The 20,750-nt window shown below is 48.2% G+C and carries 32 protein-coding genes; 22 read left to right on the top strand and 10 right to left on the bottom strand.

Features of this window, described 5'->3' with window-relative positions; genetic code table 11:
• The first annotated feature begins 249 nt into the window (after positions 1 to 249).
• From R7V76_RS13355 to R7V76_RS13305, 11 genes are all read left to right on the top strand, one after another.
• Positions 250 to 636 carry a hypothetical protein gene (locus R7V76_RS13355; protein ID WP_318093117.1) on the top strand — a complete coding sequence of 129 codons (387 nt, stop codon included), beginning with the start codon at positions 250 to 252 and terminating at the stop codon, positions 634 to 636.
• Between the two features lie 51 nt (positions 637 to 687).
• On the top strand, positions 688 to 1,251 hold the full coding sequence (locus tag R7V76_RS13350) for a DUF1349 domain-containing protein (RefSeq protein WP_318093114.1): 564 nt from the start codon (positions 688 to 690) through the stop codon (positions 1,249 to 1,251).
• 193 nt (positions 1,252 to 1,444) lie between these two features.
• Positions 1,445 to 2,167: a hypothetical protein gene (locus R7V76_RS13345; RefSeq protein WP_318093113.1), complete on the top strand. Its 723-nt coding sequence runs from the start codon at positions 1,445 to 1,447 to the stop codon at positions 2,165 to 2,167.
• Positions 2,168 to 2,271: 104 nt separating this feature from the next.
• Positions 2,272 to 3,885 (top strand): nickel ABC transporter substrate-binding protein, encoded by a 1,614-nt coding sequence (gene nikA, locus R7V76_RS13340; protein WP_318093111.1) that lies wholly within the window; start codon positions 2,272 to 2,274, stop codon positions 3,883 to 3,885.
• A 15-nt stretch (positions 3,886 to 3,900) separates the two neighbouring features.
• A complete protein-coding gene (locus R7V76_RS13335; RefSeq protein ID WP_318093109.1) occupies positions 3,901 to 4,845 on the top strand; it encodes an ABC transporter permease in 945 nt (314 codons plus the stop codon).
• Positions 4,842 to 5,696 carry a nickel ABC transporter permease subunit NikC gene (gene nikC, locus R7V76_RS13330; protein ID WP_318093108.1) on the top strand — a complete coding sequence of 285 codons (855 nt, stop codon included), beginning with the start codon at positions 4,842 to 4,844 and terminating at the stop codon, positions 5,694 to 5,696. The genes R7V76_RS13335 and nikC overlap by 4 nt, the downstream gene beginning before the upstream one ends.
• A 14-nt stretch (positions 5,697 to 5,710) precedes the next feature.
• Positions 5,711 to 6,508 (top strand): ABC transporter ATP-binding protein, encoded by a 798-nt coding sequence (locus tag R7V76_RS13325; RefSeq protein WP_318093106.1) that lies wholly within the window; start codon positions 5,711 to 5,713, stop codon positions 6,506 to 6,508.
• A complete protein-coding gene (locus R7V76_RS13320; RefSeq protein ID WP_318093104.1) occupies positions 6,505 to 7,299 on the top strand; it encodes an ATP-binding cassette domain-containing protein in 795 nt (264 codons plus the stop codon). The genes R7V76_RS13325 and R7V76_RS13320 overlap by 4 nt, the downstream gene beginning before the upstream one ends.
• A gap of 100 nt (positions 7,300 to 7,399) precedes the next feature.
• Positions 7,400 to 7,651, top strand: a complete 252-nt coding sequence (locus R7V76_RS13315) for a hypothetical protein (protein ID WP_318093103.1) — start codon at positions 7,400 to 7,402, stop codon at positions 7,649 to 7,651.
• Between the two features lie 113 nt (positions 7,652 to 7,764).
• Positions 7,765 to 7,980, top strand: coding sequence for a helix-turn-helix transcriptional regulator (locus R7V76_RS13310; RefSeq protein ID WP_318093102.1), 216 nt, complete (start codon positions 7,765 to 7,767; stop codon positions 7,978 to 7,980).
• Positions 7,980 to 8,339 (top strand): hypothetical protein, encoded by a 360-nt coding sequence (locus tag R7V76_RS13305; RefSeq protein ID WP_318093101.1) that lies wholly within the window; start codon positions 7,980 to 7,982, stop codon positions 8,337 to 8,339. Before R7V76_RS13310 ends, R7V76_RS13305 begins: the two co-directional genes overlap by 1 nt.
• 34 nt (positions 8,340 to 8,373) lie before the next feature.
• On the opposite strand, the gene R7V76_RS13300 is transcribed toward R7V76_RS13305, so the two are convergent.
• The 4 genes from R7V76_RS13300 to R7V76_RS13285 form a co-directional block, all read right to left on the bottom strand.
• Positions 8,374 to 8,745 carry a hypothetical protein gene (locus tag R7V76_RS13300; protein WP_318093100.1) on the bottom strand — a complete coding sequence of 124 codons (372 nt, stop codon included), beginning with the start codon at positions 8,743 to 8,745 and terminating at the stop codon, positions 8,374 to 8,376.
• A 19-nt stretch (positions 8,746 to 8,764) separates the two neighbouring features.
• Positions 8,765 to 9,190: a MarR family winged helix-turn-helix transcriptional regulator gene (locus tag R7V76_RS13295; RefSeq protein WP_012370246.1), complete on the bottom strand. Its 426-nt coding sequence runs from the start codon at positions 9,188 to 9,190 to the stop codon at positions 8,765 to 8,767.
• Positions 9,191 to 9,367: 177 nt separating this feature from the next.
• Positions 9,368 to 9,589: a PLD nuclease N-terminal domain-containing protein gene (locus R7V76_RS13290; protein ID WP_318093097.1), complete on the bottom strand. Its 222-nt coding sequence runs from the start codon at positions 9,587 to 9,589 to the stop codon at positions 9,368 to 9,370.
• Between the two features lie 28 nt (positions 9,590 to 9,617).
• On the bottom strand, positions 9,618 to 10,160 hold the full coding sequence (locus tag R7V76_RS13285) for a hypothetical protein (protein ID WP_318093095.1): 543 nt from the start codon (positions 10,158 to 10,160) through the stop codon (positions 9,618 to 9,620).
• A gap of 177 nt (positions 10,161 to 10,337) precedes the next feature.
• Here R7V76_RS13285 and R7V76_RS13280 point away from each other — a divergent pair, with 177 nt between their 5' ends.
• Positions 10,338 to 10,799: a MarR family winged helix-turn-helix transcriptional regulator gene (locus R7V76_RS13280; RefSeq protein WP_318093093.1), complete on the top strand. Its 462-nt coding sequence runs from the start codon at positions 10,338 to 10,340 to the stop codon at positions 10,797 to 10,799.
• Positions 10,800 to 10,804: 5 nt separating this feature from the next.
• Positions 10,805 to 11,326: a GNAT family N-acetyltransferase gene (locus R7V76_RS13275; protein ID WP_318093092.1), complete on the top strand. Its 522-nt coding sequence runs from the start codon at positions 10,805 to 10,807 to the stop codon at positions 11,324 to 11,326.
• Between the two features lie 68 nt (positions 11,327 to 11,394).
• On the opposite strand, the gene R7V76_RS13270 is transcribed toward R7V76_RS13275, so the two are convergent.
• The 3 genes from R7V76_RS13270 to R7V76_RS13260 all read right to left on the bottom strand — a co-directional run bounded on the left by R7V76_RS13270 (position 11,395) and on the right by R7V76_RS13260 (position 13,666).
• Complete coding sequence (locus tag R7V76_RS13270) at positions 11,395 to 11,895, bottom strand: DinB family protein (protein ID WP_318093090.1); 501 nt, start codon at positions 11,893 to 11,895, stop codon at positions 11,395 to 11,397.
• A 118-nt stretch (positions 11,896 to 12,013) separates the two neighbouring features.
• On the bottom strand, positions 12,014 to 13,249 hold the full coding sequence (locus R7V76_RS13265) for an MFS transporter (protein ID WP_318093088.1): 1,236 nt from the start codon (positions 13,247 to 13,249) through the stop codon (positions 12,014 to 12,016).
• Positions 13,250 to 13,378: 129 nt separating this feature from the next.
• Positions 13,379 to 13,666, bottom strand: coding sequence for a hypothetical protein (locus R7V76_RS13260; protein ID WP_318093086.1), 288 nt, complete (start codon positions 13,664 to 13,666; stop codon positions 13,379 to 13,381).
• A gap of 165 nt (positions 13,667 to 13,831) precedes the next feature.
• Between R7V76_RS13260 and R7V76_RS13255 the strand changes: the two genes are divergently transcribed.
• Complete coding sequence (locus tag R7V76_RS13255; protein WP_318093085.1) at positions 13,832 to 14,377, top strand: GNAT family N-acetyltransferase; 546 nt, start codon at positions 13,832 to 13,834, stop codon at positions 14,375 to 14,377.
• A 64-nt stretch (positions 14,378 to 14,441) separates the two neighbouring features.
• On the opposite strand, the gene R7V76_RS13250 is transcribed toward R7V76_RS13255, so the two are convergent.
• Positions 14,442 to 14,672, bottom strand: a complete 231-nt coding sequence (locus R7V76_RS13250; RefSeq protein WP_318093082.1) for a hypothetical protein — start codon at positions 14,670 to 14,672, stop codon at positions 14,442 to 14,444.
• A gap of 25 nt (positions 14,673 to 14,697) precedes the next feature.
• Entirely contained in the window at positions 14,698 to 15,822 is a 1,125-nt protein-coding gene (locus R7V76_RS13245) for a GGDEF domain-containing protein (protein WP_318093080.1), read from the bottom strand.
• 159 nt (positions 15,823 to 15,981) lie between these two features.
• Here R7V76_RS13245 and R7V76_RS13240 point away from each other — a divergent pair, with 159 nt between their 5' ends.
• The 4 genes from R7V76_RS13240 (at position 15,982) to R7V76_RS13225 (ending at position 17,643) form a co-directional block, all read left to right on the top strand.
• Complete coding sequence (locus R7V76_RS13240; RefSeq protein WP_318093078.1) at positions 15,982 to 16,236, top strand: type II toxin-antitoxin system Phd/YefM family antitoxin; 255 nt, start codon at positions 15,982 to 15,984, stop codon at positions 16,234 to 16,236.
• Positions 16,229 to 16,495 carry a Txe/YoeB family addiction module toxin gene (locus R7V76_RS13235; protein WP_318093076.1) on the top strand — a complete coding sequence of 89 codons (267 nt, stop codon included), beginning with the start codon at positions 16,229 to 16,231 and terminating at the stop codon, positions 16,493 to 16,495. Before R7V76_RS13240 ends, R7V76_RS13235 begins: the two co-directional genes overlap by 8 nt.
• Before the next feature lie 180 nt (positions 16,496 to 16,675).
• Positions 16,676 to 17,092, top strand: coding sequence for an NAD(+)--rifampin ADP-ribosyltransferase (gene arr / locus R7V76_RS13230; RefSeq protein ID WP_318093075.1), 417 nt, complete (start codon positions 16,676 to 16,678; stop codon positions 17,090 to 17,092).
• A gap of 17 nt (positions 17,093 to 17,109) precedes the next feature.
• The gene (locus R7V76_RS13225; RefSeq protein WP_318093072.1) at positions 17,110 to 17,643 is read left to right on the top strand and encodes a DUF402 domain-containing protein; all 534 of its coding nucleotides are present in this window, start codon (positions 17,110 to 17,112) and stop codon (positions 17,641 to 17,643) included.
• 21 nt (positions 17,644 to 17,664) lie between these two features.
• On the opposite strand, the gene R7V76_RS13220 is transcribed toward R7V76_RS13225, so the two are convergent.
• Positions 17,665 to 18,450, bottom strand: coding sequence for a hypothetical protein (locus tag R7V76_RS13220; RefSeq protein ID WP_318093070.1), 786 nt, complete (start codon positions 18,448 to 18,450; stop codon positions 17,665 to 17,667).
• Between the two features lie 113 nt (positions 18,451 to 18,563).
• Here R7V76_RS13220 and R7V76_RS13215 point away from each other — a divergent pair, with 113 nt between their 5' ends.
• The 4 genes from R7V76_RS13215 (at position 18,564) to R7V76_RS13200 (ending at position 20,656) form a co-directional block, all read left to right on the top strand.
• A complete protein-coding gene (locus R7V76_RS13215; RefSeq protein ID WP_318093069.1) occupies positions 18,564 to 18,761 on the top strand; it encodes a hypothetical protein in 198 nt (65 codons plus the stop codon).
• 148 nt (positions 18,762 to 18,909) lie between these two features.
• Positions 18,910 to 19,719, top strand: a complete 810-nt coding sequence (locus R7V76_RS13210) for a helix-turn-helix domain-containing protein (RefSeq protein WP_318093068.1) — start codon at positions 18,910 to 18,912, stop codon at positions 19,717 to 19,719.
• Positions 19,720 to 19,730: 11 nt separating this feature from the next.
• Positions 19,731 to 20,393, top strand: coding sequence for a M15 family metallopeptidase (locus tag R7V76_RS13205; protein ID WP_318093066.1), 663 nt, complete (start codon positions 19,731 to 19,733; stop codon positions 20,391 to 20,393).
• A complete protein-coding gene (locus tag R7V76_RS13200) occupies positions 20,390 to 20,656 on the top strand; it encodes an SPP1 phage holin family protein (protein WP_318093063.1) in 267 nt (88 codons plus the stop codon). The genes R7V76_RS13205 and R7V76_RS13200 overlap by 4 nt, the downstream gene beginning before the upstream one ends.
• Positions 20,657 to 20,750: the final 94 nt, after the last annotated feature.

Raw genomic sequence — 20,750 nt, 5'->3', positions numbered from 1 at the left:
ATTTCACTTCGCTTGAATATACGTTTTTGCCCATGCAAAAACACCTCCGATGCTAGTACTTTTTAAAAGTGTACCACTCCGAAGGTGTTTTATATTGTCTCAAAATTTTAGGTTAGCCCACGGGAAACAGAGGCTCAAAAGATGTTTTTTCAAGCGAATCACTTCTTTCGTAAGAGTAGGAACTTTCATTAACAATATCTTCCTTATTCGTACCGTATCATACGTGAAGACAGGAGGGAAGGAGCACGGATGACACATTTTTGGAAAGTGAACGGCAAGTGGCGGATTGGTCGGCTCATCTTACTTACGATACTACTTGTGTTGGTATTGTGTTTTCTCTATACGTTTCATCAGAAAATCCTGCGTCAGTTGTATTTGGAAGAGCAACTGGAACAACAGTACGGGCTGAAAAAAGATGAGTATCAGATATTCGGTCAATTTACAAAGTTTGGTTATGGATACAGTGTATTTCTAAAAGATGAACCGCGAACATCCTATTTGTTTAATGTCAGAGATAAAGATGGGAACTACTTTGCAGTATACTTAGGTCATAATTTTTTAGATCCATCCGAAGAATTTATTGATTTCCGAGAACCAAAACATCCTGAGTTTGAACAATTCACAGATGATCCGTAAGCGAGCAAGATGTTACAAATTACACTCAATCTTAAAATAGGAGGAATCCACATGTGGAAAGATTACGAATGGCTCAACCAACCAACTGAGGTGGACATGCAGGAACGCTTAACCTTCACGACTGAAGGCGATACCGATTTTTGGCGTAATACGTATTATCAGTTTAACCGGATGACCGGTCATGCCTTACTTAAACCAATCCCGGCACCGTCTTTTTCCTGCCGAATCGAAGTGAAGTTGCACCCGCGTCTAACGTATGATCAGGCGGGAATCCTTCTCTATCTGAACGAAGACAACTGGCTAAAAGTTTCAGCGGAATTTATTCCGGACGGGAAATCGCATCTCGGAGCGGTCGTCACGTCGTTCGGGTACTCCGATTGGTCGTCGCGTGATATCGACAATACGGTCTTTGATCAGCCGTTGACGTTTGAGCTCGTCTGCAACCAACAGGACGTCGAGCTGTACTTTATCGACGGTGAGACGAAGGAGCAGTTACGGATTGCCCATCTGCATGCGGAAGGGGACTGGAAAGTCGGACCGTATGCCTGCAGTCCGAATCTTGAGGGGCAAGGGTGTGACGTCGAAGTATTGGCGTTTGATTGCCAAACAATCTGAATAAAACCAGACTACTCCAGCACTCATATCGTCTCATGAGTGCTTTATTTGTGAAGGGAGAGAAAATGAAATGGGCATGATCTTCAGTAGCTTTATAGTATGCTGCCTATCTTACGGTATTGTCGGTCGATTCATGTATGTCATCCATCAATTAAATCGTCCAATAGATTGCTTCATTTGTTGGTATGAAACGATGATTCGACAACTGGTTCGTGGACGTATCGTCTTTAAGCAAAAAGGACGCAGCAACTACCTTCTGTTTGCGGGATATCTTCTGCTTGTTTTCTATGCGACTGCTCTATTTTTAGAGAATCTGCATAGAGGTGAGAACGTTTCGCTGAAAGGAATCGCCTTGATCATTCTGGCACTTATTTTTCTTCTCACAATCAGTCCTTTGATTGTCGAGGATGAATCTTCAAACGAGAAAAATCAGATTGATCCTAATCGAGACAAAAAAACGTTTTGGACCTTTTTAAAAAATCGGTTCTGTTTCTTCATCGATCAGGTCTTGTTTTTTGTTCTCATGCCATTCATATTCAGTACGGGTGTCTTGACCAGCGCGATACCGTTCCTCCAATGGAATGAATTGTGGTTGACTGGTGGTTTAGTCGGTTGGGTATTCTTCTTATCCTTGTCGTCGCATACAACTTTGTTTGAGCGGTGTTACTACCGGACAGACTTTAAGAATCAGTATTCAAGTGAAATTAGAAATAGGCAGCTTGCTCAAAAAAAGGCATGTTTTCATATTATTCTACTAGTCGGTAGTGTATGGAATTTTTCGTTGGCGATTGAGGGATTAGCTGACATGAGTAAGTGGATTGGTGGACTCATTGCGTTTTACTACATGCCTGGATGGTTTTTCGAATTTGTTGATACGGCATATCTGCAATACAAAAATGATTCTACTTCACTGTAAAACACAGCGAAATCAACACGTTCACCGATTATCCATTGACAATTCTTAGTACCGACTCTTACAATTGAAAATGATTATCAATAAGAATGGGAGTCCTGTCCACTATGAACGTTTCACGCCGTAAGAAATCCATCATTCAAGCTGTTTCCATCCTCTCGATTACGACACTGCTGTTCGGTTGTTCGAACCCGGACGAAGGTGCTGACAATAAATCAAATCAAGATACGTTAACGATGGCCTGGCCGCGGGACATCGGCGAGATGAATCCGCATGTCTACAATCCGTCGCAACTGTTTGCCCAGTCGATGGTCTACGAGCCGCTCGTCCATTACGCAGAAGGCGGAAAGCTCGAGCCGTTCCTCGCGAAATCATGGGACATCTCAAAAGACGGAAAAACCTATACCTTTAAATTGCGTGACGATGTCAAGTTCTCGGACGGTTCGACGTTTGATGCGACGATCGTCAAAAAGAACTTTGATGCTGTTCTCAAAAACAAAGCCTTACATAGCTGGCTTGGCTTTATTTCGAAAATCGACAAAACGGAAGCGATCGACAAGCAGACGTTCCGGATGACATTGTCGGAAGCGTACTATCCGACGATTCAGGAATTGGCGGTCGTCCGCCCGGTCCGCTTCCTTGGCGAAGCCGGTTTCTCGAAAAACGGCGATACGTCAAAAGGCGTCGAACAAGAAGTCGGAACCGGCCCGTGGGTGCTCGACGAGTACAAAGCGGATCAATACGCGACGTTTAAGGTCAACAAAAACTACTGGGGACCGAAGCCGAAAGTGAAGAAAATCAAGGTCGACATCATTCCCGATGCCGAAAGCCGCGTACTCGCTTTTGAAAAAGGCGACATCGATTTGATTTTCGGCGAAGGGGCAATCAGTGTCGACGCCTACAATCAACTGAAAGAAACGAAATCCTACAAGACGACGATGTCAGAACCGGTTGCGACACGTCTGTTGATCATGAACACGAAGAAAAAACAGCTTGCGGACGAACGCGTCCGTCAAGCATTGCAATACGGCTTTGATAAGAAGACACTTGTAGAAGGCATCACGTCCGGTCTCGAAGCACCGGCTGACTTCATCCTGCCGCCGAACCTGCCGTACACATCGAACCTGAACGTCGAGAAACGGGACTTTGATGTCGCAAAAGCGAAGTCGTTGCTGGACGAAGCCGGCTGGAAACTGCCGAACGGCAAAAAGATTCGTGAAAAAGACGGACAACCGTTACAGATTGAAATGATGTATGATGCCGCGGAACTTGTCCAAAAAGCGATGGCGGAGACGTTACAGTCGGAGTGGGCGAGCATCGGGGTTGACTTGAAAATCGTTGGTGTCGAGCTTCCGGATCAAGTCCAGCGCTTCAAAGATAATAAATTCGATATCAACATGTACAGTAACTTCGGGGCACCGTACGATCCGCACACATTCGTCAACATCATCGGTACGGACGGATTCGGTTTTAAAGAAGCGATTTCCGCTTACCCGAACAAGGATCAACTGTTACAGGAAATGAAAGATGTCCTCAAAACGACGGATGAAACAAAACGTCAGAAGATGTATGCTGATATTCTGCCGTCGCTCCAGGATCAGGGAGCGCTCGTTCCGATCTCATATTTGAAAAAGATGGCGATTTATCAAAACGGGGTCACGAACTTTAAATTTGCCGCGAACCGGGATGAAAGTCCGTTCGCTCAAATCGGCATTAAGTAAAAGGAGGTGTACGGAATGGGCGTCTATATTCTCAAACGGGTCGGGTCGGTCATTCCGATCCTGCTCCTGGCGATTTTATTGCTGACGGCGATGATTCACCTGTCACCGGTCGATCCGGCGGAGGCCTACCTGTCTGCCGCCCACATCCAACCGACGGAAGAAGTGCTGACGCAAAAGCGGGCCGAGTTTGGTCTCGATCAATCGTTTTTGACACAATACGCGACAACGGTCGTCCGGCTGGCCCAGTTGGACTTCGGGACGTCCTTTGTCTCCGGCAAACCGGTCCTCGATGAAGTTCTGCTTCGTCTGCCGGCGACGTTGCAACTGGCGCTGTCGAGTCTGTTGTTAGCCATTTTCGTCAGTATTCCGCTCGGCTTTCTTGCCGGGATTCGCAAAAACGGCTTTTTTGATCATCTCAGCCGGGGGATTGCCTTCATCGGTGCGTCGATTCCGTCATTTTGGCTCGGCTATCTGCTGATTTTCTTTTTTGCCGTCCAGCTTGATTTGTTACCGGTCGGCGGAATCGGCAGTCCGAGTCATGTCATTTTACCGGCGATCACACTCGCACTGCCGTTGATTGCGCTTTATACCCGGCTGTTACGAACAAGTGTCATCGAGACGATGCGCGAACCGTACGTCCAGTTTGCCCGGACACGCGGCATCCGTGAAACGATCATTTTAGGAAAACACGTCTTGCGGGTCGCGATACCGCCGATGATTACCGGTCTCGGGATGAACCTCGGGAAACTGTTGACGGGAACCATCATCGTCGAGACCGTCTTTTCATGGCCTGGCTTTGGCCGTTATTTCATCGAAGCCATTTTCGATCGGGACATGCCGATTATTCAAGGGTATGTGTTTTTGGCCGCCCTGTTGTTCATCGGCAGCAGTCTGCTCGTTGATTTGTTGCAACTGGCAATCGATCCACGGATTGCCCGGAAAGGAGGGGACAGACGATGAATGTTCCGCTTGGCCGACCGCGTCTGCTCGACCGCCTGTCGAATCAACGGCTGATTTTGATCGGCTGTTCCGTATTTTTGGGACTCTTGTTTCTCGCGGCTCTGGCTGCCCCGTGGTTAGCCCCGCATGACCCGTATCTCGTCAATCTGGCCGTGAAATTGCAGGGACCGTCCTGGACGTATCCGCTCGGGACCGATCAGCTTGGACGCTGTACCTTGTCGCGTCTGTTGTACGGAGCCCGGGTGTCGCTTGGATTCGCCGTCCTGATTTTTGCCTCGTCGCTGCTTATCGGTCTATTGATCGGAACGCTTGCTGGCTACATCGGCGGCTGGGTCGACCAACTGTTAATGCGGTTTTGTGACGGGGTGATGGCATTTCCGAGTTTGATTCTCGTCTTAGGTCTTGTCGGGATTTTCGGACCGGGACTGAAACAGGTCATCATCGCTTTAATGCTCGTCCAGTGGGTCTACTATGCCCGGATGTTCCGTGGACTTGTCATGACGTTGAAAGAAAAGAACTTTATTGCAGCGGCTCGGGTCAACGGCTCCTCGCACTGGAAAATCTTCCGGATGCATCTATTACCGAATATCCTGCCGCCGTTGCTTGTCATCGGAACGCTCGAGATGGGCTGGGCAATCATGGATATCTCGGCGATGTCGTTCCTAGGCCTCGGTGTCCAGTCCCCGGCAGCCGAATGGGGCGCGATGATTCATGAAGGTAAATCCTACATCCGGTCAAATCCGGAACTGATGATTTATCCGGGTGTGATGATTATGCTCGTCATTGCGAGCTTTAACCTGCTCGGCGAATCCTTATCGGAACGGTTCGGTGTAAACAAACAATCAAAATGAAAGGAGGCACTCGGATGAAGCCAGTATTATCCGTTGAACAGTTGACGATTGAGACAATCGCGGACGGTCAGCCGCTCGTCCAAAATATCTCGTTTCAGCTTGCGGCCGGACAAATTGTCGGACTGGTCGGGGAGAGTGGCTGCGGGAAGACGGTGACGAGTCTCGCGCTGTTGCGGCTGCTCGATGAAAAGGTCATTCGTCAATCGGGACGGATTTGGCTTGACGAGACCGATTTAATGACGTTGTCCGACCGAACGCTCCGTCGTGTCCGCGGCGGGCAGATCGCCTTCATCATGCAAAATCCGATGAGTGCCTTCACACCGGTCTTCACGATTGGTCATCAATTGATGGAAACGATTCGGACGCACGACCGGTGCAGTAAACGCGAAGCGAAGGACCGGGCACTCGAAGCATTGCGGGAAGTCAATCTCGAACAGCCGGACCGGATTTTAAAAGCCTATCCGTTCGAACTGAGCGGCGGGATGCTGCAACGGGTCATGATTGCACTTGCGGTGTGTCTGCGACCGCACGTCTTGATTGCCGACGAACCGACGACGGCACTGGATGTCTACAATCAAAAATTGGTCCTGTATTATCTCGAGAAAGTCCGGGCGACGTACGATACGGCAATCCTGTTGATTTCGCATGACTTAAGTGTGATCGCTGAAATGGCGGATCACGTTCTTGTCATGCGGGATGGGGAAATCGTTGAACAGGCCAATGTCTTTGATTTGTTCGACCGGCCGCAGCATCCGTATACCCGGCAACTATTGGCACAACACGGAGTTCAGGCAGGAGGGATGAAGGCATGAGCCTGTTGCAACTGGAACACGTCTCACACCGCTACGGCAATCAACGGTTTTTGGCACGGCAGGCAGAGCAGACGGTCTTGCAGGACGTCTCACTGACGCTTGAAGCCGGAACCTGTCTTGGCTTACTCGGCCGCAGCGGTGCCGGAAAAAGTACGCTCGGACGGATTTTACTCGGACTTGAGCGGCCGAAAGCGGGACGGGTCCTGTTTGACGGACAAGACATTTACGAATCGGCGTCAAAGGATTACCGGAAAGACATCCAGGTCGTCTTTCAGGATTCGTTTGCGGCCGTCAATCCGAAGCTGACAGCGGGACAGATCATCGCCGAACCGTTGACGAATTTCCTCCGGTTGTCACCCGACGCATTACACGACCGGTTAGGCGGATTGATGATACAGGTCGGTTTATCCGCAACGGATTTAACGAAGTACCCCCATCAGTTCAGCGGCGGTCAGTTGCAACGGATCTGTATCGCCCGGGCGATCGCGACGAATCCGAAGCTGATTATCCTTGATGAAGCCGTCAGCAGTCTCGATATGGTCAATAAAGCGCTGATTCTCGACTTATTGAGGAACTTAAAAGAGACGCTTGGTCTCGCCTATGTCTTCATCACCCATGATGTGCAAGCGGCGCAAGCGCTGAGCGACCGGTTCGTGATTCTCGATCAAGGTCAGCTGGTCGGTGAATACCCGACGCTCCTGTCGTTTTCGGAAGCGACGGACGAGCACGTTCAGGCAATCCGTCAGGCCGTTCTCGCCATCCATCCGCGGCACCGGACGATTCGAAAGTAAACTCTCCTTCCATCGGGTAGGAGGGTTTTTATTTTTAATTATAAGGTAAATAATGGGTTAAAGTGGTATTTTTAACAAAAGTGGAGAAGGAGCGTCTAATATGAACAAACACTATCTGTTGGGAACACTTGCGGTCGCGGTCGGGATTTTCATGCTGTTTATCATCAAACTGTTTGGAACGTATATGACTTTAACACAGGAAACATCAGCTCAGGGTTTAGCGGCGTTTGGTCTGATCTATTATCCGATGGCCTTTTTCGTAATAGCTGCTCTATTTTACATTGCCGGCTGGTGGAAACAGGATTTAAAAAAGCAACAGGAAACTATTGGTCAACCAGTTAAATCTTCTTGAGCATCAACCATTCAGTCCAAGCGGATTGAGTGGTTTTTCTTTTAACATGCTTGTAAAGGAAACTTGACACTTGAATGTAAATTACCTATTATTGGAATTGAGGGGTGACTGGGATGAAAAACAGAATGAAGGCGTTACGGGAAGCGCGTCAGTGGTCACAAGGGGAACTGGCAAAAGCACTTGGCGTATCAAGACAAACTGTCATTTCAATTGAAAAAGAACGTTATAATCCGTCGCTCGAACTGGCTTTTTCAATCGCTGCGTTGTTTGATTGTCCGATTGAAGCGATTTTCATACCCGATGCGAAAGAAAAAGGAGACGATGCCTGATGAAACATATGCCGGTAATCAATCGTTTACTGTTCGCCGTTCTACTGATGTACGGCGGTTATCTGACGCTGTTCGACGGACCCAGTCCGTTCAGTATCATTCTTATGCTGGTCGGAATCAGTCAACTGGCGGTCGATTTAGTTTTCCCGCCTGCTGAGACGTATGACGAACGGCAGGAAAAAATTAAAATGAAAAGCGGTCAACTATCGTATGTCCTGAGTATCGGTTACGTTTTTGTCATGCTGACAATCGTGCAGTGGAAAGTCGTCGACGACATCATGACAGCTTTGTTGTGTGTGCTGTTCATTCAGGTCATGACGTTCCCGGTGATGCTGTTTATTTACAATCGGCGCAGTTGACGACAAAAAAAGAACAGGTCAAGCGACCTGTTCTTTAGTAATATTCGGACAGCTGTTCTCTTGATTCTTCCGTCAGATAACCGAGCGATAAAAAGCTTTTGACGAATCGGGAAGGACCGACATTCGAATCGGGTTCGACGTTCCACGTAGTATCTTTTACCTGCTCCAGGACTTCGATGTCAGCTGCCTGCATCTTAACGAAATCGAAGTCAAGCGCAACAGTATCGGTCTCGTCCCACGGCAGTTCATTTGAGGACCGGCTGTCATGTATCGACTGTAACAGCCGGTCATTCGGCGGATTGAATTCGAATTGTAAGTAATCTCCGCCTGTATCCTTGACGGAAAGTCCGCCGCGGGCGACGATGGCCGGTAAAAAGCGGCGGTGTGTAAAGTGTCTGAGAATCATCAGAACAGCTCCTTCCTGATTAGATGTGATTGTTTTGCATCTTATGGAGCAGACGGTCGAATGACTCGTGCTCGTCCATCGTAAACTGTTTGAAGTACTGTTCGTGAATGACCTCGACGACAGGAGCGGATTCCTCGACGATCGTCTCGCCTGACGGTGTCAGGACCAGCCGTTTTTCCCGGTCGATCCGTTTACGGGTGATGAGATGAAGGTCAAATAATTTTTTTAAGGTTTGGGAGATCGCTCCGCTCGACAGTTCAAGTGTCGTCTCAAGTGATTTTTGTGTCGCGCTTTGTTCCCGGTATAATGTATCCAGCATATCGAACTGCGATTTCGATAAGCCCCAATCTTTCAGGACAGCGTTGACTTCCTTCATATAGCGGTGATGCAGTTTTTGGATGGCCTGCCAATGACGGTAGGATGGAGTAGACAGGTGTGAAGTCATCAGATCCCTCTTTTCTGTCACCGTATAAACGGTAAAATAATGAGAAACGCTGTTTTTTTAATCAAGCGGTTTCATATGTCCAAATTACCATAGAATGCGCTGAACTCCTATCACTTGCGCCTGACAAAAAAGCTTCCTTCAGTGGACCCGATCAACCGGGCGGACGAAGGAAGCTTTTTAATGAGGACGTGATGCTATTTTTGCCGGCGGGACACGCCGTCCCCAAAATAAATAACCAATTGGTCCGAGATAATTAACGAGAAAAATCAGGATACCCCGGATCCATTTCGGTCCGCGTGTCTTCGGGCGTTTCCATAAGTCGAGATATGGTGCGACCATTAAAACGAATCCAAGCAGGTGGATGATATTATTGAAACACTTCCGGTTGTTTACATTCAAACCAAACGAAGTACCTCCTGAGCACTGATTAGCTGACGAACAAACGGTCATGAAAATTCTTCAAAATCAGCCGATCCTGTTCAATCGTAAAACCGTATCGTGTAAAACATTCAGCAGCAACGCGGCCGCCGTAAGAAATGGCGGTAAAGTCTCCGCTGACCCGGTAATGGGTATATTTATGTTGAATATCGTGAATCAAAGACTCGAGCAATAAACCGCGTTCCCCGAGACCTTCTTCCCGCACATGGATATCGAGTAAGCTGAATTCAGCAAATGTACTTGAGCCGTGCAGACGTGTCGACAGATGTTGAATCGTCATATGCGACCGTTTGGATAGAACGGTTTTGGTGGTGCGGCGATTTTCCAGTAACGTCACGTAATAACTGAACAGTGGTGCACGAATGTTACGTGTTACTTGGACGACCTGCTGTTGATTATTGTAAGCCAGTCCGACGATCTGTTCGTTCGGATGCTGTTGAATGTCGATGGAGCGTTCAGTACAGACGGTGTGCCAGTTTGGCTCCGGAATCCATGATAACTCAGGCGTCCGGGGGGATCTAAAGAATTTCACGGGCGAAGTAAATCCTCCTTTAAACGAATAGATGGTTTAAATATACACTTTTTGTCAATTGGATAAAAGGTATTTTAACAAAAACATACAAATGTAAAGAATTTTTGTTGTATTTACAACAAAAAATAATATAATAAGTTCATAACATATGATAAGTGAATATAAAAAGGAGGCGCCATGGGAGAACTATTACGTGAAATCGGAATGATTGCACGAGCACTTGATTCCATCAGCAACGTGGAGTTCAAAGAGTTGGAACTGACAAAAGGCCAATATATCTATCTCGTCCGAATTTGTGAGCATCCGGGTATCATTCAGGAAAAATTAGCAGAGCTGATTCTGGTTGACCGGACGACGGCAGCCCGGTCGATTCAAAAATTGGAAAAAGCCGGATTCATCGAAAAACGGCCGGATGTCGTGAACAAAAAAATCAAGAAATTGTATCCGACTGAAAAAGGACTGGCGACATGCCCGGTAATCCTTCAGGAGCATGCGTATTCGAAGCGCGTTGCCCTGGCTGGTCTGAGTGAAGAGGAACAGACGCAGTTACAACAGTTGACGAAGCGGGTCCGTAAAAATATCGAACAGGAGTGGGACTTCGTCAAAAAAGGCGGAATACGAAATTATTTGGAGGAGTGAACAGAATGACACAAACGATTGAGTTTGTCCGCTGTGACGTCAAAGATGTTGAAATATTACAAGCAGTTAGTGTGGAAACATTTACGGATACATTCGGATCCGAGAATGATCCGCAGCACCTCGAGGACTATCTCAAACAATCCTACGGACGCGAAAAATTGATACAGGAGCTGGAACGTCCGGATTCATTTTTCTTTTTCATCAAAAGTAACGAGGAAATCGCCGGTTATTTAAAGCTGAATGTCGGTGCTGCTCAAACTGAACCGATGGAAGGAAACACCTTGGAACTTGAACGGATTTACATTCGTTCGGCGTACCAGGGAACAGGTCTTGGGAAGCGATTGCTGGAAAAAACTCTGGAGATTGCTCAGGAGCAGGGGATGGACCAGGTCTGGTTAGGGGTATGGGAAGAAAATCATCATGCGATTCGCTTTTATCAACGTTTTGGTTTTGTGCAGACAGGGTCACACTCTTTCTTTATGGGAGAAGATGAACAAGTGGATTGGATCATGACGAAGACGCTGTAAATAAATCAATATGTCAAAATGTTATGCGGTCGAAATTTTGCCGTTCTTCGAAACCGAGAAATCCAACCTCAATGTAAAAGAAGTTGTTCCAATTCTGTTTTCTGCCGGAAATGGTGTCGCGTATGCATTCCGACCAGTTGAACCCATTCCTGTGCATTCAGATAACCGAAACCGCCGTGTTTTGTTTTGGCTGCCGGATTGATTTGCTCCAGGCGGACGGACCAGTCTTCCATTCGTTGGACGAGCTCAAGCAACCGCTGTTTCAGGCGGTCACGGCTGTCGGTATTGTCCGGCGGAGCGTTCATCTCGTCCGGCAGTCTGATTTTGATCGGTGGGAAAGCCTGTTGACGGAATAATTCTTCGCCGAACGGTGTTTTACCGTCCGCCGTATCGGTCGTCAGCGAAGCGCAGATTTCAACTTCATCGATATATTCATGGGCGACAAGTAAAATATGATCATACATTTGACCGAGCGACCAGACGCCCGGTTGCGAGATATGATGCAACTCGTCTTCGGAATACCGGTCCAGTTCATCATGCAGATACAGCAGACAATCGATTTCTGTCATCGGAACCCCTCCTTTAGCGAATCATCCATTTTCTTAATACTATCATGTCCGACAATGACTTCGGCACCTGAAAACAGGGACGACAAGGAGTAGAATCCAAGTCGTCCCTGTTGCTTTCTTAAGAAACCTTTGATTCGTCCTCGACCGTCATTGTATACAACTCCTGTTTCGAACGTTGAAAGACGATTTGCAACGTCATCAGACCAAGCGCCAGGAAACCAAGCGAAAAGACGATATAGGTCGAGCGGATCGACAACGTTTCGGCAAGCAGACCAATCGATAACGTCAGTCCGATAATGAGAATCGACTCGGCGACGTTGATGACACCGGAGAACCGCCCCATGATCGAGACCGGAACGTTGTTTTGATAAAACGACAGGAAACCGGTGTTTGCAAACGATAAGGCGAACGTCAGCAGGAAAAAACCGACTGCGGCAAGACTGAAATCCGTCGCCGTCGCAAAAATTAAGTAGCCGACCGGTGTCGCAACCGAGCCGAAACCAATCAGGAACGGCAGGCTGAGCCATTTCGTGCACGTTGCATTAATGATTGAGCCGGAAATGATGCCGAGGCCGGCGATACTGACGAGGAAACCGTACGTGCTCTCCGAAAAATCAAGAACGCGGGTCGCGAACGTCGCTTCCAGTGAATCGAGGCCGGACATGGAAATCGTCATGACGCAGAACAGCGTATACACGAGCGTGATGTAGCGGTGTTTGTGCGCATAATGCAACGTTTCTTTCCAGTCCGAGACGATTAGACTGAAACTAAGCCGCTCGGCACCGGTGATTGTGGCTTGTTTTTCGATATCCGGCAGGGAAAACAGAATCAATGCCGAAATGGCCAGCGCACCGGCATTCAGATAGATGGCAAGTGTCGGCGATCCGACGAGAAACAACAAACCGGCAATCGTCGGTCCAAGAATGAAGCCACACGATTGAATGAAATTTTTCAAGGCATTAAACCGTTGTCGGTTGGTTTTTGAAACCAGTTTCGTCATGTAAATCAGGGAAGCTGATTCGAAAAGAGAGCTGCCGATATTGATGAAGAAGACCAGTGTATACAGGACGAATAACGAGTCAATCCACGGTAGGACGGCAATCAGGATGGCCCGGGACAAATCAAGCAACACCATCAGATTCCGTTTATCGACGCGGTCGATGACCGTACCGGACCAAAAACTCGATAACAGGGCAGCGATCGGGACAAGCATGTAGAGAATCGAGACGGCGAACGCTGAATTCGTCCGGTCGAGGACAATCAAATTCAGGGCAATGAAGTACACCCACGCCCCGAGATTGGAGATGCCGACGCTTGATAACAAGAGGGCAGGATGTTTCCATGTTCCACGCATACGCCATCACTCCTTCTGAATGTTTTTTGAATATATAGAAAATGATTACAATTGATGTTAAGGGACAGCGGAATGGAAAGCAAGAAGAAAATGGAAAAAGCCATCCGAAAGATGGCTGGGATCAATCCATTAGGTGAGGAAGTAATCGAGTGTCGCAAACAAACTCGTTAACAGAAAACAAATCAGCAAAAGGGCGGATAGGAGGACTAAGTCGAGATGCCGGCGAAGCCCGTTCGTTAAAATAAAGAACAAGGTCCAGAAGGCGACAAACACGGTGAAAATGACAGCGAGAACAGGCGCCGCAAGCGGAAACGACTCTGCGATTTGAGTCCGGAAGGCTGGGTTCGTAATGGCGTAAAAGGCAAAAACGAACGTCGGGAGTGCGCCGAGGTAAAGGAGCCATTTGGGAAATTTCATAGGGAACATTACTCCTTCTAAATACGTTAAGCATACATTCAGTATAGAAGATTAAAATTGTAAATAAAACGTACAAAATTGTAAGGAAGTGTCATTTTTTAATTTAACATCATGTATAGTGAATGAAAAGCATATCTTATACAATCGAAATGGAGTCTATGTATGATGAATTTAACGATTAAACCAACCTTAGTAGGAACAGCGACCATCCTCCGACCGTTTGAAGCAAAAGATTTCCCTTTGATCGAACAGTGTTTGCAAGATTCGGAAGTCCTTCAACTGACGGGAAGTGAAGCTGATATTGACCGGGAAAGACTTAAAACCTGGTACGGGACGAGGCACGATCAGCCGGACCGTCTGGATTTGGCAGTCATCGACAAAGCTACCGGTACGCTCATCGGTGAGATCGTCGTCAACGACTATCAGTCAAGCGACCACAGCATGAACTTCCGGATTCTGATTGGTGAAGCCGGTAGAAACCGTGGTCTTGGAACGGAAGCAACTCGTTTGCTGATCCATTACCTGTTCCGGAAGACATCGCTTGCTCGCTTGACGTTAAGCGTTTTTGACTTCAATCCGCGGGCGCGACATGTGTATGAAAAGCTGGGGTTTCAAGTGACCGGTGTAGAAAAAGATGATTTCGAAGTTGATGGACGACGTGTCTATTCCATTCTGATGGTCTTAACGCGGGAACGTTATTTAGAGCAATAAACGAAACAACAGCCCGGTCTTCCTCCTAAACAAGCGGAGAAACCGGGCTGTTATTTGATTCGTTTTATTTTTGTTCGGACTTGCGTGCTTCTTCTTCCTCTACCCAGTTAAAACTCAAATCGACCCGTCTGCCGATGAACGAACGTAAGAAGAGCAGGAAGCACAAGAGTGGCAAAATCCACCATGCGGAATCAATCGTCCCGAAAAAGCGAACGATATACAACCACATGAACAAGCTGCCGACAAAAAGAATCGTTTCCGAAGTCGTGATGAATTCCCGTTTTGGTTCATACATAAGTAAAACCTCCGATGATATGTCGTTAAGTAGTTGTCTCCGTTGAAGTGTGCGATACCGCAACATCCTGCCGATCGAGCTGATTGAACAGAATCGTCCGGTTTCGCCCTTGTTGTTTCGCTGTGTATAAGGCTTCGTCCGCCAATCCATTCATGTGCTGAATAGGCACATGTTTCCCGTGTGCGATTCCAATCGAGGCCGTGACCGTGATGGCAGGAAACCCGTCGAGTCGGAACCGTTCATTCGCAATCCGTTCCCGGATCCGGTTCGCGACCTTGATGATTTTGGACGGAGTCAGGTCATAGACAAGAATCATGAATTCCTCGCCGCCGATCCGGGCCGTGATATCGTGGGGACGTGTTTCTTCCATCAGGATATTCGCGAACTGTTGTAACACGAGATCCCCGTTTCCGTGACCGTATGCATCATTGACGCGCTTAAAGTGGTCGATGTCGAGTGCAAGGACATTGTAGACGCGCCCCTCCTGTTCCAGTCCGGCTGTCCGGCTGTCCCAGACCCGCCGGTTATAGAGGCCGGTCAGATGATCACGCTCCGCCGACTGTTTATACAGTTCGACTTGACGGTTCAGTGTCTGGAAATCAAGTGTCAACAGACTTGAGAGGACACCGACAGCTAGACCGATCGTCCAGGTCGCAAGCAACAGACGAAGCGAAGCATCCGTAAATCCTAAATTGATCAGGACGGCGAACGTAATCATCAACAGCGCCCAGACGTTGAGAGCGAGATTTTGCCGAAACGGCCGATTCAGAAGCTGGCGGTGAATCCAAATCATCCCGGTACTGATCGCGATGATGGCGATGAAGGCAATAAACGCTTGCGGGGTCACGCCAAACAAAAAGCGGGAACCGGCAATGATCAACGTGGCGACGACAAGCGGAAAACGGTTGCCGTAAAAAGCGAGCAGGACAAGCGGTAAATGGCGCAAATCCATCCGTAATGACTCAGTGACTTGAATCCCTTTGAACATCAGTACGACCCCGAGTAATCCGGTAGCGAGACCGATAATCAGTGATTTTGAAGCATAGGATGAAAAATGGGTCGAATGGATGATTTTTGAAATGATGTAAAAACCGGTGAACGCAATACAGGCATTGACGAGTAGCTCGACGATGAATATAATTTTCCACATCCTTGAACGTGATACTTTTACGATACCATTTTGACAAAAGTTGTCAATCTGGAAGAAAGTTGAAATGTCCGTTGGGAAAGCAATCAGAATTGAAGATGGAGTAGTTGTACTAAATAATGTACAATAAAAATAAAGGAAAACATGTAGGGAGGGACTAACATGTCGATTGTCACGTACAGTGATGCCCGTAAAAATTTCAAACAAATTTTAGACCAAGTGCATGATGATAAGGAGGCTGTCATCATTTCACGAAAAAATAATGAAAATGCCGTTTTACTTTCTGAAGAAGAATATAACCGTTTGATGGAGACCATCTATTTAATGCGAAGTCCTCAAAACTCAGTCCGTCTACTTGAATCAATCGAACAGCTGCAACAAGAAAAGCTGACAGAAAGAACATTGATTAATGAGTAAAGTCCGTCTGCTTTTTACGGATCACGCATGGGAAGATTACCTGTATCGGCAACAGGAAGACAGAAAAAAATTGAAGCGGATCAATACGTTGATTGAAGACGTAAAACGAAATGGTAATTTGGTTGGCATCGGTAAACCGGAAGCACTAAAAGGAAATTTACAAGGCTTTTACAGCCGACGGATTGACTCGGAACACCGGCTTGTTTACCGGACGACGAGTGAACAGGTGGAGATCATTCAATGCCGTTATCATTACTAAGTGAAACGAAACAACTCCCGAGTAAAACGCACGGTTCCTTATGGAACGTGACGTAGACTTGGGAGTTTTTTACTTCTCTACTTCAAGTATACCGGGATGTAGCAGACTGAAACAGTCTACCTTTGCAACAAATCCCCGCTTATACTACAGATAATCAAAAGGAGAAGGAAGGCGATTGAGATGACGGAACAAAAGGAAGTGTTCGACCGGGGACCGTTTCTGCACGGAACAAAGGCCGTCTTGCAAGTCGGCGATCGATTAACCCCCGATTATCAATCCAATTATCAGGAGAAACGATCCAATCATATCTATTTTACGGCAACACTTGAAGCTGCGAAATGGGGAGCCGAGCTTGCCAAAGGTGACGGGAAGGAACGGATTTATCTTGTCGAAACGATCGGACCGTTTGAAAACGATCCGAACTTAACGGATCAGCGTTTTCCCGGCAATCCGACCCGTTCTTACCGGTCGAAGGATCCACTTCTCGTCGTCGCGGAGCTCGGCGTTTGGGAGCGGCATTCGGAGGAAGTGATTCAACAAATGAAGGATTCTTTGGCCCGGTTAACGAAGGAAGGAAAAAATGTCATTTTGGATTAAACCAGACACATGAAGAGGTGAAAAAATTGGCACTCTTGATTCAAGCCGTTAAATATGACGGGTCGCTTCATTGCGACTGGGAAACGACTTTGTTGGAGGAAACCGATCAGTATGTGCTGGTCTACGGACAATCGGGACGTTCCTTAGTCCATCACACGCGGAGACAGACATTTGTCTGTGAGACGCCGTCGCTTGAATACTACGATTTGCAGGACGGGTATACTGTCAATCTCGATCTCGAACCGGATGGTGAGCGGTATTACTGCAATATCTGTCTGCCGACAGAACGGACAGCGTCCGGTCTTCGGTTTGTTGATCTTGACCTCGATCTCATCCGGAATAAAGCCTGTGAGTGGACGGTTGTCGACGAGGATGAATTTTTGGAAAACCAGCGGGTATATCAGTATCCGGCAGATATCATCGAAGGAGCAGAACAGATGCTTCATCGTCTGCAGGACAAGATTCAACGACAGGTGTTTCCGTTTGACGGTTTTCTGGAAAGGTGGTTGGTCCGATTGCCACAACACAGTCGAGCAGACCGCCCGTCATAAATCGAGTGCCGCTCTGTTACGTCAGTCGTTTTTTCTCCGACATTCTACAGCCAGCTTCCGAATTTCTGCTGCCATCGCCCGATTGACCGGCTGAATCTGTTCGAGCCAGTCAAGCAGTGCAAGCGCTGATTCCGGGACCCGGGCATAGCCTTGCAGGACAGCGGCGAATCGTTTTTCGGCTTGCGGGAACCGTTGCTCCGCTCGGCGTTCGTTGCCGTACTGGTCCGGATAATAAACGACTTCCGACTCGAGCAGATGCAAAACGGACAACAAGTTTGAAAAAGCATGCTGTTCGACAAGCTGGAGACCGGACAACCGTTCCCCGCGGGCATAGCGGCACAGTCCGACGTAAAGATTCGTCAACGCTTCATTCAGCGCAAAATCGAGCGTATCCCGCCGGATCGGTGGAGGTATTTGTTTTGAAACCGTCAAGTCGACGCCTGGGAACGTCGGATCCTGCCAGACAATCCGTCCCGGGGAAAAGGCGATGTCCGGCATCTCGTCGAGTTCGAAAATCGCACACTCGCCGTAAATCCCGTCCGCGAACAACAACTTAAACCCGTCGACGGTATTTTGAAAGATAAAGCTGAGCGGATGAACGGATTCGAGCCAGTCGAGACGGTCGAGGAACCGGTGTTTTTGCCCCGGTTTCGTAATGACAAAAAAATCGAGATCGGAATAACGATCGAGCCGTTCGAGTTCCCGACCGACGGAACCGAGTCCGAGCAATAACCAGGCATCATTTGTGTGTTCCAATTGTTGGCCGATCCGGTCGAGGCGGGCAAGCAGGGCGTGTTGGCGTGACATCATAAAAACTCCTTTTATCTAGTGTAAGCGTTCTCTTGTTCAGTCTAGCAAGCTTGAGCGGGGCGTCAAGGAAAGATTGTCGAATGACTAAAAAACAGGAAAGGATGACTGGTATGGAAATACTGATTCTCTTGATTGGTTCATTTCTTTTAAGCAGCTTAATGCTTGGGACGATTATTAAAGCTGTCCTGACCGCTTATCGAAAACAACAGCTGTCGATGGCAAAGGCGATTCTCATTACAAGTGGTATGACGGTGTTCAGCATCCTGCTTGCCGGTGTCCTGCCGTATGTGTATCTCCGTTTTCTCTGAATGTCAGACCCGATGTATCCGGAACAATCGATTCCGGGTACATCGGGTCTGTTTGTTGTCTAAAATTTTCGAACAACCGGGTCCGTCGTCCTGTTATTTCTGGATAGAAAGGAGGAATTTCCTCCTAAACTTAAAGGAGGACAACATCATGCAACCTTACTTACGTGTCGAACATCAACTGTTACGCGACGGAGCCGCTTTTTTATCCGTCCATGAAAAAATGATCTACCTGCTGCTTCAAAGTTATGCCGGACGGGACGGACTCGCCTTCCCGTCACATCAGACACTTGCGGGAGCGGTTCCGTGCGGTAAGACGACCGTCAAAAACTGTTTGCAGACGCTCGTCGAAAAAGGCTGGATTGAAAAGGTCGAACGGTTTGACCGGCACGGCGGACAAACGTCCAACGGCTACCGGATCCGGACGGGGGCCCCGGGCACTTCCAGACAGGACCCCGGTCAAGAGACGGCAACCGGGGGGACGCCTGCCGCCTCCGAAGAAAAAGGGTTTAAGAAACAGTCTTTAAAAAAAGAACCACCACCGCAAGACGGAGTCATGGAAATCATCACCCATTTTGAGACGGAAATCGGTCGCGTCACACCATCAATCCGCCGGCGACTCGCTGCGTTCTTACAGGAGACGAGTCCCGCTGTCCTGCATCATGCGATCGAGCAGGCATCGGCGGCGAACGTCCGAAACTTTAATTATGTCACCGTCATCATCGAGAGCTTAAAACAACGGAATCTGTTGACACAGGAACAAATCGACAGGCATGAAAGACGCCGCCGGACCGCTGTTGCGCGTTCGTCCCGCCGAAAAGGACACGGTCCATTACCGGACTGGGTCGAACGGGAACGCAAACAACAGCAACAAGCAGAGGCGGAGCAAAAACAACGTTTTGAAGAAACTGTTCCCGATCAAGGCGAACTCGCAGCCTTGTTGGCGGAACTGATCGGATAAAGGAGGATGTTATGACATTATCACTTGACTGGTTACTTGACCAAGCGAACCGAAAACTGACGAAGGAGATGGATCCGGACGTCGCTGCCATCACACGCGCGGTCATCACGGAACTGGCGGCAGAAGGATTACCGGTCGGCATTGCGCAAGGCTTCCGGACAAAACAGGAACAAGATGCTTTGTATGCGCTCGGCCGGACCCGTCCGGGGAAAATCGTCACCTATGCCAAAGGCGGGAAATCGAATCATAACTTCGGTGTTGCCGTCGATCTGTTTATCTATGCGGACGGCGGCAAAAGGGCGGAGTTTCTCGCACCGCCCGATCCGCGGTTGAAACGGCTCGTTGCCGCAATGAAACAGCATCAGATGCAGTGGGGCGGGGACTGGGGCAGCTTTCCGGATTATCCGCATTTTCAACTGTATGATGCAGTCAACGGTCAACCGAAACCGTTGCTCGGTCCCCGGTATCCCGGACGACCGCTTTTTGCCGGAGCAGGGCGGATGGACCGGACGCTGATCCGGCTGATTCAAAAACGGCTCAGACTGCCGTTGACCGGACAATTCGACCGGAAGTTGACGCATCTCGTCAAACAATTTCAACGGCAGCACCGGTTAGCGGCGGATGGAATCATTGGTCCGGTCACGTGGCGGCATCTGTTTGGAGTCCGCCGATGAAGGACCGGTCGATTGCCTTGATCCGACTGATTGTCCCGCTTTACAGTTTCGTGAATTTAACGTTACTCGCCTTCGGCTATACACCGTTACCGTTTGAGACGAATCAGATCGAAACTGCTTTGACGGCACTTTTAGGTGCAGGAAGTCTGATTTATGCCTGGTGGAAAAATAACAATATGACCGAGGCGGCGCAACGGGCACAAGTTACGTTACAAGAGGGGAAAAGACAGGTTCGTCGCAACGGGCAGGAAAAATCCGGATGAATATGCCGCCTGAACTGGTAATTTGTTTGAAATGTGCAGACAACGGGCAATATTTCGAGTAGAGCGCTAATGGTTTGATCCCAAGATACCGATA

It is taken from the genome of Exiguobacterium artemiae, assembly GCF_033342815.1.
Lineage (GTDB): Bacteria > Bacillota > Bacilli > Exiguobacteriales > Exiguobacteriaceae > Exiguobacterium_A > Exiguobacterium_A artemiae_A.
The sequence above is the reverse complement of the archived record's forward strand: the minus strand, read 5'-3'. Positions and strand labels throughout refer to the sequence as shown.

Bases quoted from the DNA above. Each gene is read 5' to 3' on its own strand.
- R7V76_RS13200 (WP_318093063.1), top strand. From the start codon at position 20,390: ATGAAGGACCGGTCGATTGCCTTGATCCGACTGATTGTCCCGCTTTAC.
- R7V76_RS13235 (WP_318093076.1), top strand. From the start codon at position 16,229: ATGAGTAAAGTCCGTCTGCTTTTTACGGATCACGCATGGGAAGATTAC.
- nikC (WP_318093108.1), top strand. From the start codon at position 4,842: ATGAATGTTCCGCTTGGCCGACCGCGTCTGCTCGACCGCCTGTCGAAT.
- R7V76_RS13205 (WP_318093066.1), top strand. From the start codon at position 19,731: ATGACATTATCACTTGACTGGTTACTTGACCAAGCGAACCGAAAACTG.
- R7V76_RS13320 (WP_318093104.1), top strand. From the start codon at position 6,505: ATGAGCCTGTTGCAACTGGAACACGTCTCACACCGCTACGGCAATCAA.
- R7V76_RS13295 (WP_012370246.1), bottom strand. From the start codon at position 9,190: ATGACTTCACACCTGTCTACTCCATCCTACCGTCATTGGCAGGCCATC.
- nikA (WP_318093111.1), top strand. From the start codon at position 2,272: ATGAACGTTTCACGCCGTAAGAAATCCATCATTCAAGCTGTTTCCATC.
- R7V76_RS13335 (WP_318093109.1), top strand. From the start codon at position 3,901: ATGGGCGTCTATATTCTCAAACGGGTCGGGTCGGTCATTCCGATCCTG.
- arr (WP_318093075.1), top strand. From the start codon at position 16,676: ATGACGGAACAAAAGGAAGTGTTCGACCGGGGACCGTTTCTGCACGGA.
- R7V76_RS13240 (WP_318093078.1), top strand. From the start codon at position 15,982: ATGTCGATTGTCACGTACAGTGATGCCCGTAAAAATTTCAAACAAATT.
- R7V76_RS13265 (WP_318093088.1), bottom strand. From the start codon at position 13,249: ATGCGTGGAACATGGAAACATCCTGCCCTCTTGTTATCAAGCGTCGGC.
- R7V76_RS13350 (WP_318093114.1), top strand. From the start codon at position 688: ATGTGGAAAGATTACGAATGGCTCAACCAACCAACTGAGGTGGACATG.
- R7V76_RS13215 (WP_318093069.1), top strand. From the start codon at position 18,564: ATGGAAATACTGATTCTCTTGATTGGTTCATTTCTTTTAAGCAGCTTA.
- R7V76_RS13305 (WP_318093101.1), top strand. From the start codon at position 7,980: ATGAAACATATGCCGGTAATCAATCGTTTACTGTTCGCCGTTCTACTG.
- R7V76_RS13210 (WP_318093068.1), top strand. From the start codon at position 18,910: ATGCAACCTTACTTACGTGTCGAACATCAACTGTTACGCGACGGAGCC.
- R7V76_RS13300 (WP_318093100.1), bottom strand. From the start codon at position 8,745: ATGATTCTCAGACACTTTACACACCGCCGCTTTTTACCGGCCATCGTC.
- R7V76_RS13310 (WP_318093102.1), top strand. From the start codon at position 7,765: ATGAAAAACAGAATGAAGGCGTTACGGGAAGCGCGTCAGTGGTCACAA.
- R7V76_RS13275 (WP_318093092.1), top strand. From the start codon at position 10,805: ATGACACAAACGATTGAGTTTGTCCGCTGTGACGTCAAAGATGTTGAA.
- R7V76_RS13355 (WP_318093117.1), top strand. From the start codon at position 250: ATGACACATTTTTGGAAAGTGAACGGCAAGTGGCGGATTGGTCGGCTC.
- R7V76_RS13245 (WP_318093080.1), bottom strand. From the start codon at position 15,822: ATGTGGAAAATTATATTCATCGTCGAGCTACTCGTCAATGCCTGTATT.
- R7V76_RS13315 (WP_318093103.1), top strand. From the start codon at position 7,400: ATGAACAAACACTATCTGTTGGGAACACTTGCGGTCGCGGTCGGGATT.
- R7V76_RS13255 (WP_318093085.1), top strand. From the start codon at position 13,832: ATGAATTTAACGATTAAACCAACCTTAGTAGGAACAGCGACCATCCTC.
- R7V76_RS13345 (WP_318093113.1), top strand. From the start codon at position 1,445: ATGATTCGACAACTGGTTCGTGGACGTATCGTCTTTAAGCAAAAAGGA.
- R7V76_RS13260 (WP_318093086.1), bottom strand. From the start codon at position 13,666: ATGAAATTTCCCAAATGGCTCCTTTACCTCGGCGCACTCCCGACGTTC.
- R7V76_RS13270 (WP_318093090.1), bottom strand. From the start codon at position 11,895: ATGACAGAAATCGATTGTCTGCTGTATCTGCATGATGAACTGGACCGG.
- R7V76_RS13325 (WP_318093106.1), top strand. From the start codon at position 5,711: ATGAAGCCAGTATTATCCGTTGAACAGTTGACGATTGAGACAATCGCG.
- R7V76_RS13280 (WP_318093093.1), top strand. From the start codon at position 10,338: ATGGGAGAACTATTACGTGAAATCGGAATGATTGCACGAGCACTTGAT.
- R7V76_RS13220 (WP_318093070.1), bottom strand. From the start codon at position 18,450: ATGTCACGCCAACACGCCCTGCTTGCCCGCCTCGACCGGATCGGCCAA.
- R7V76_RS13250 (WP_318093082.1), bottom strand. From the start codon at position 14,672: ATGTATGAACCAAAACGGGAATTCATCACGACTTCGGAAACGATTCTT.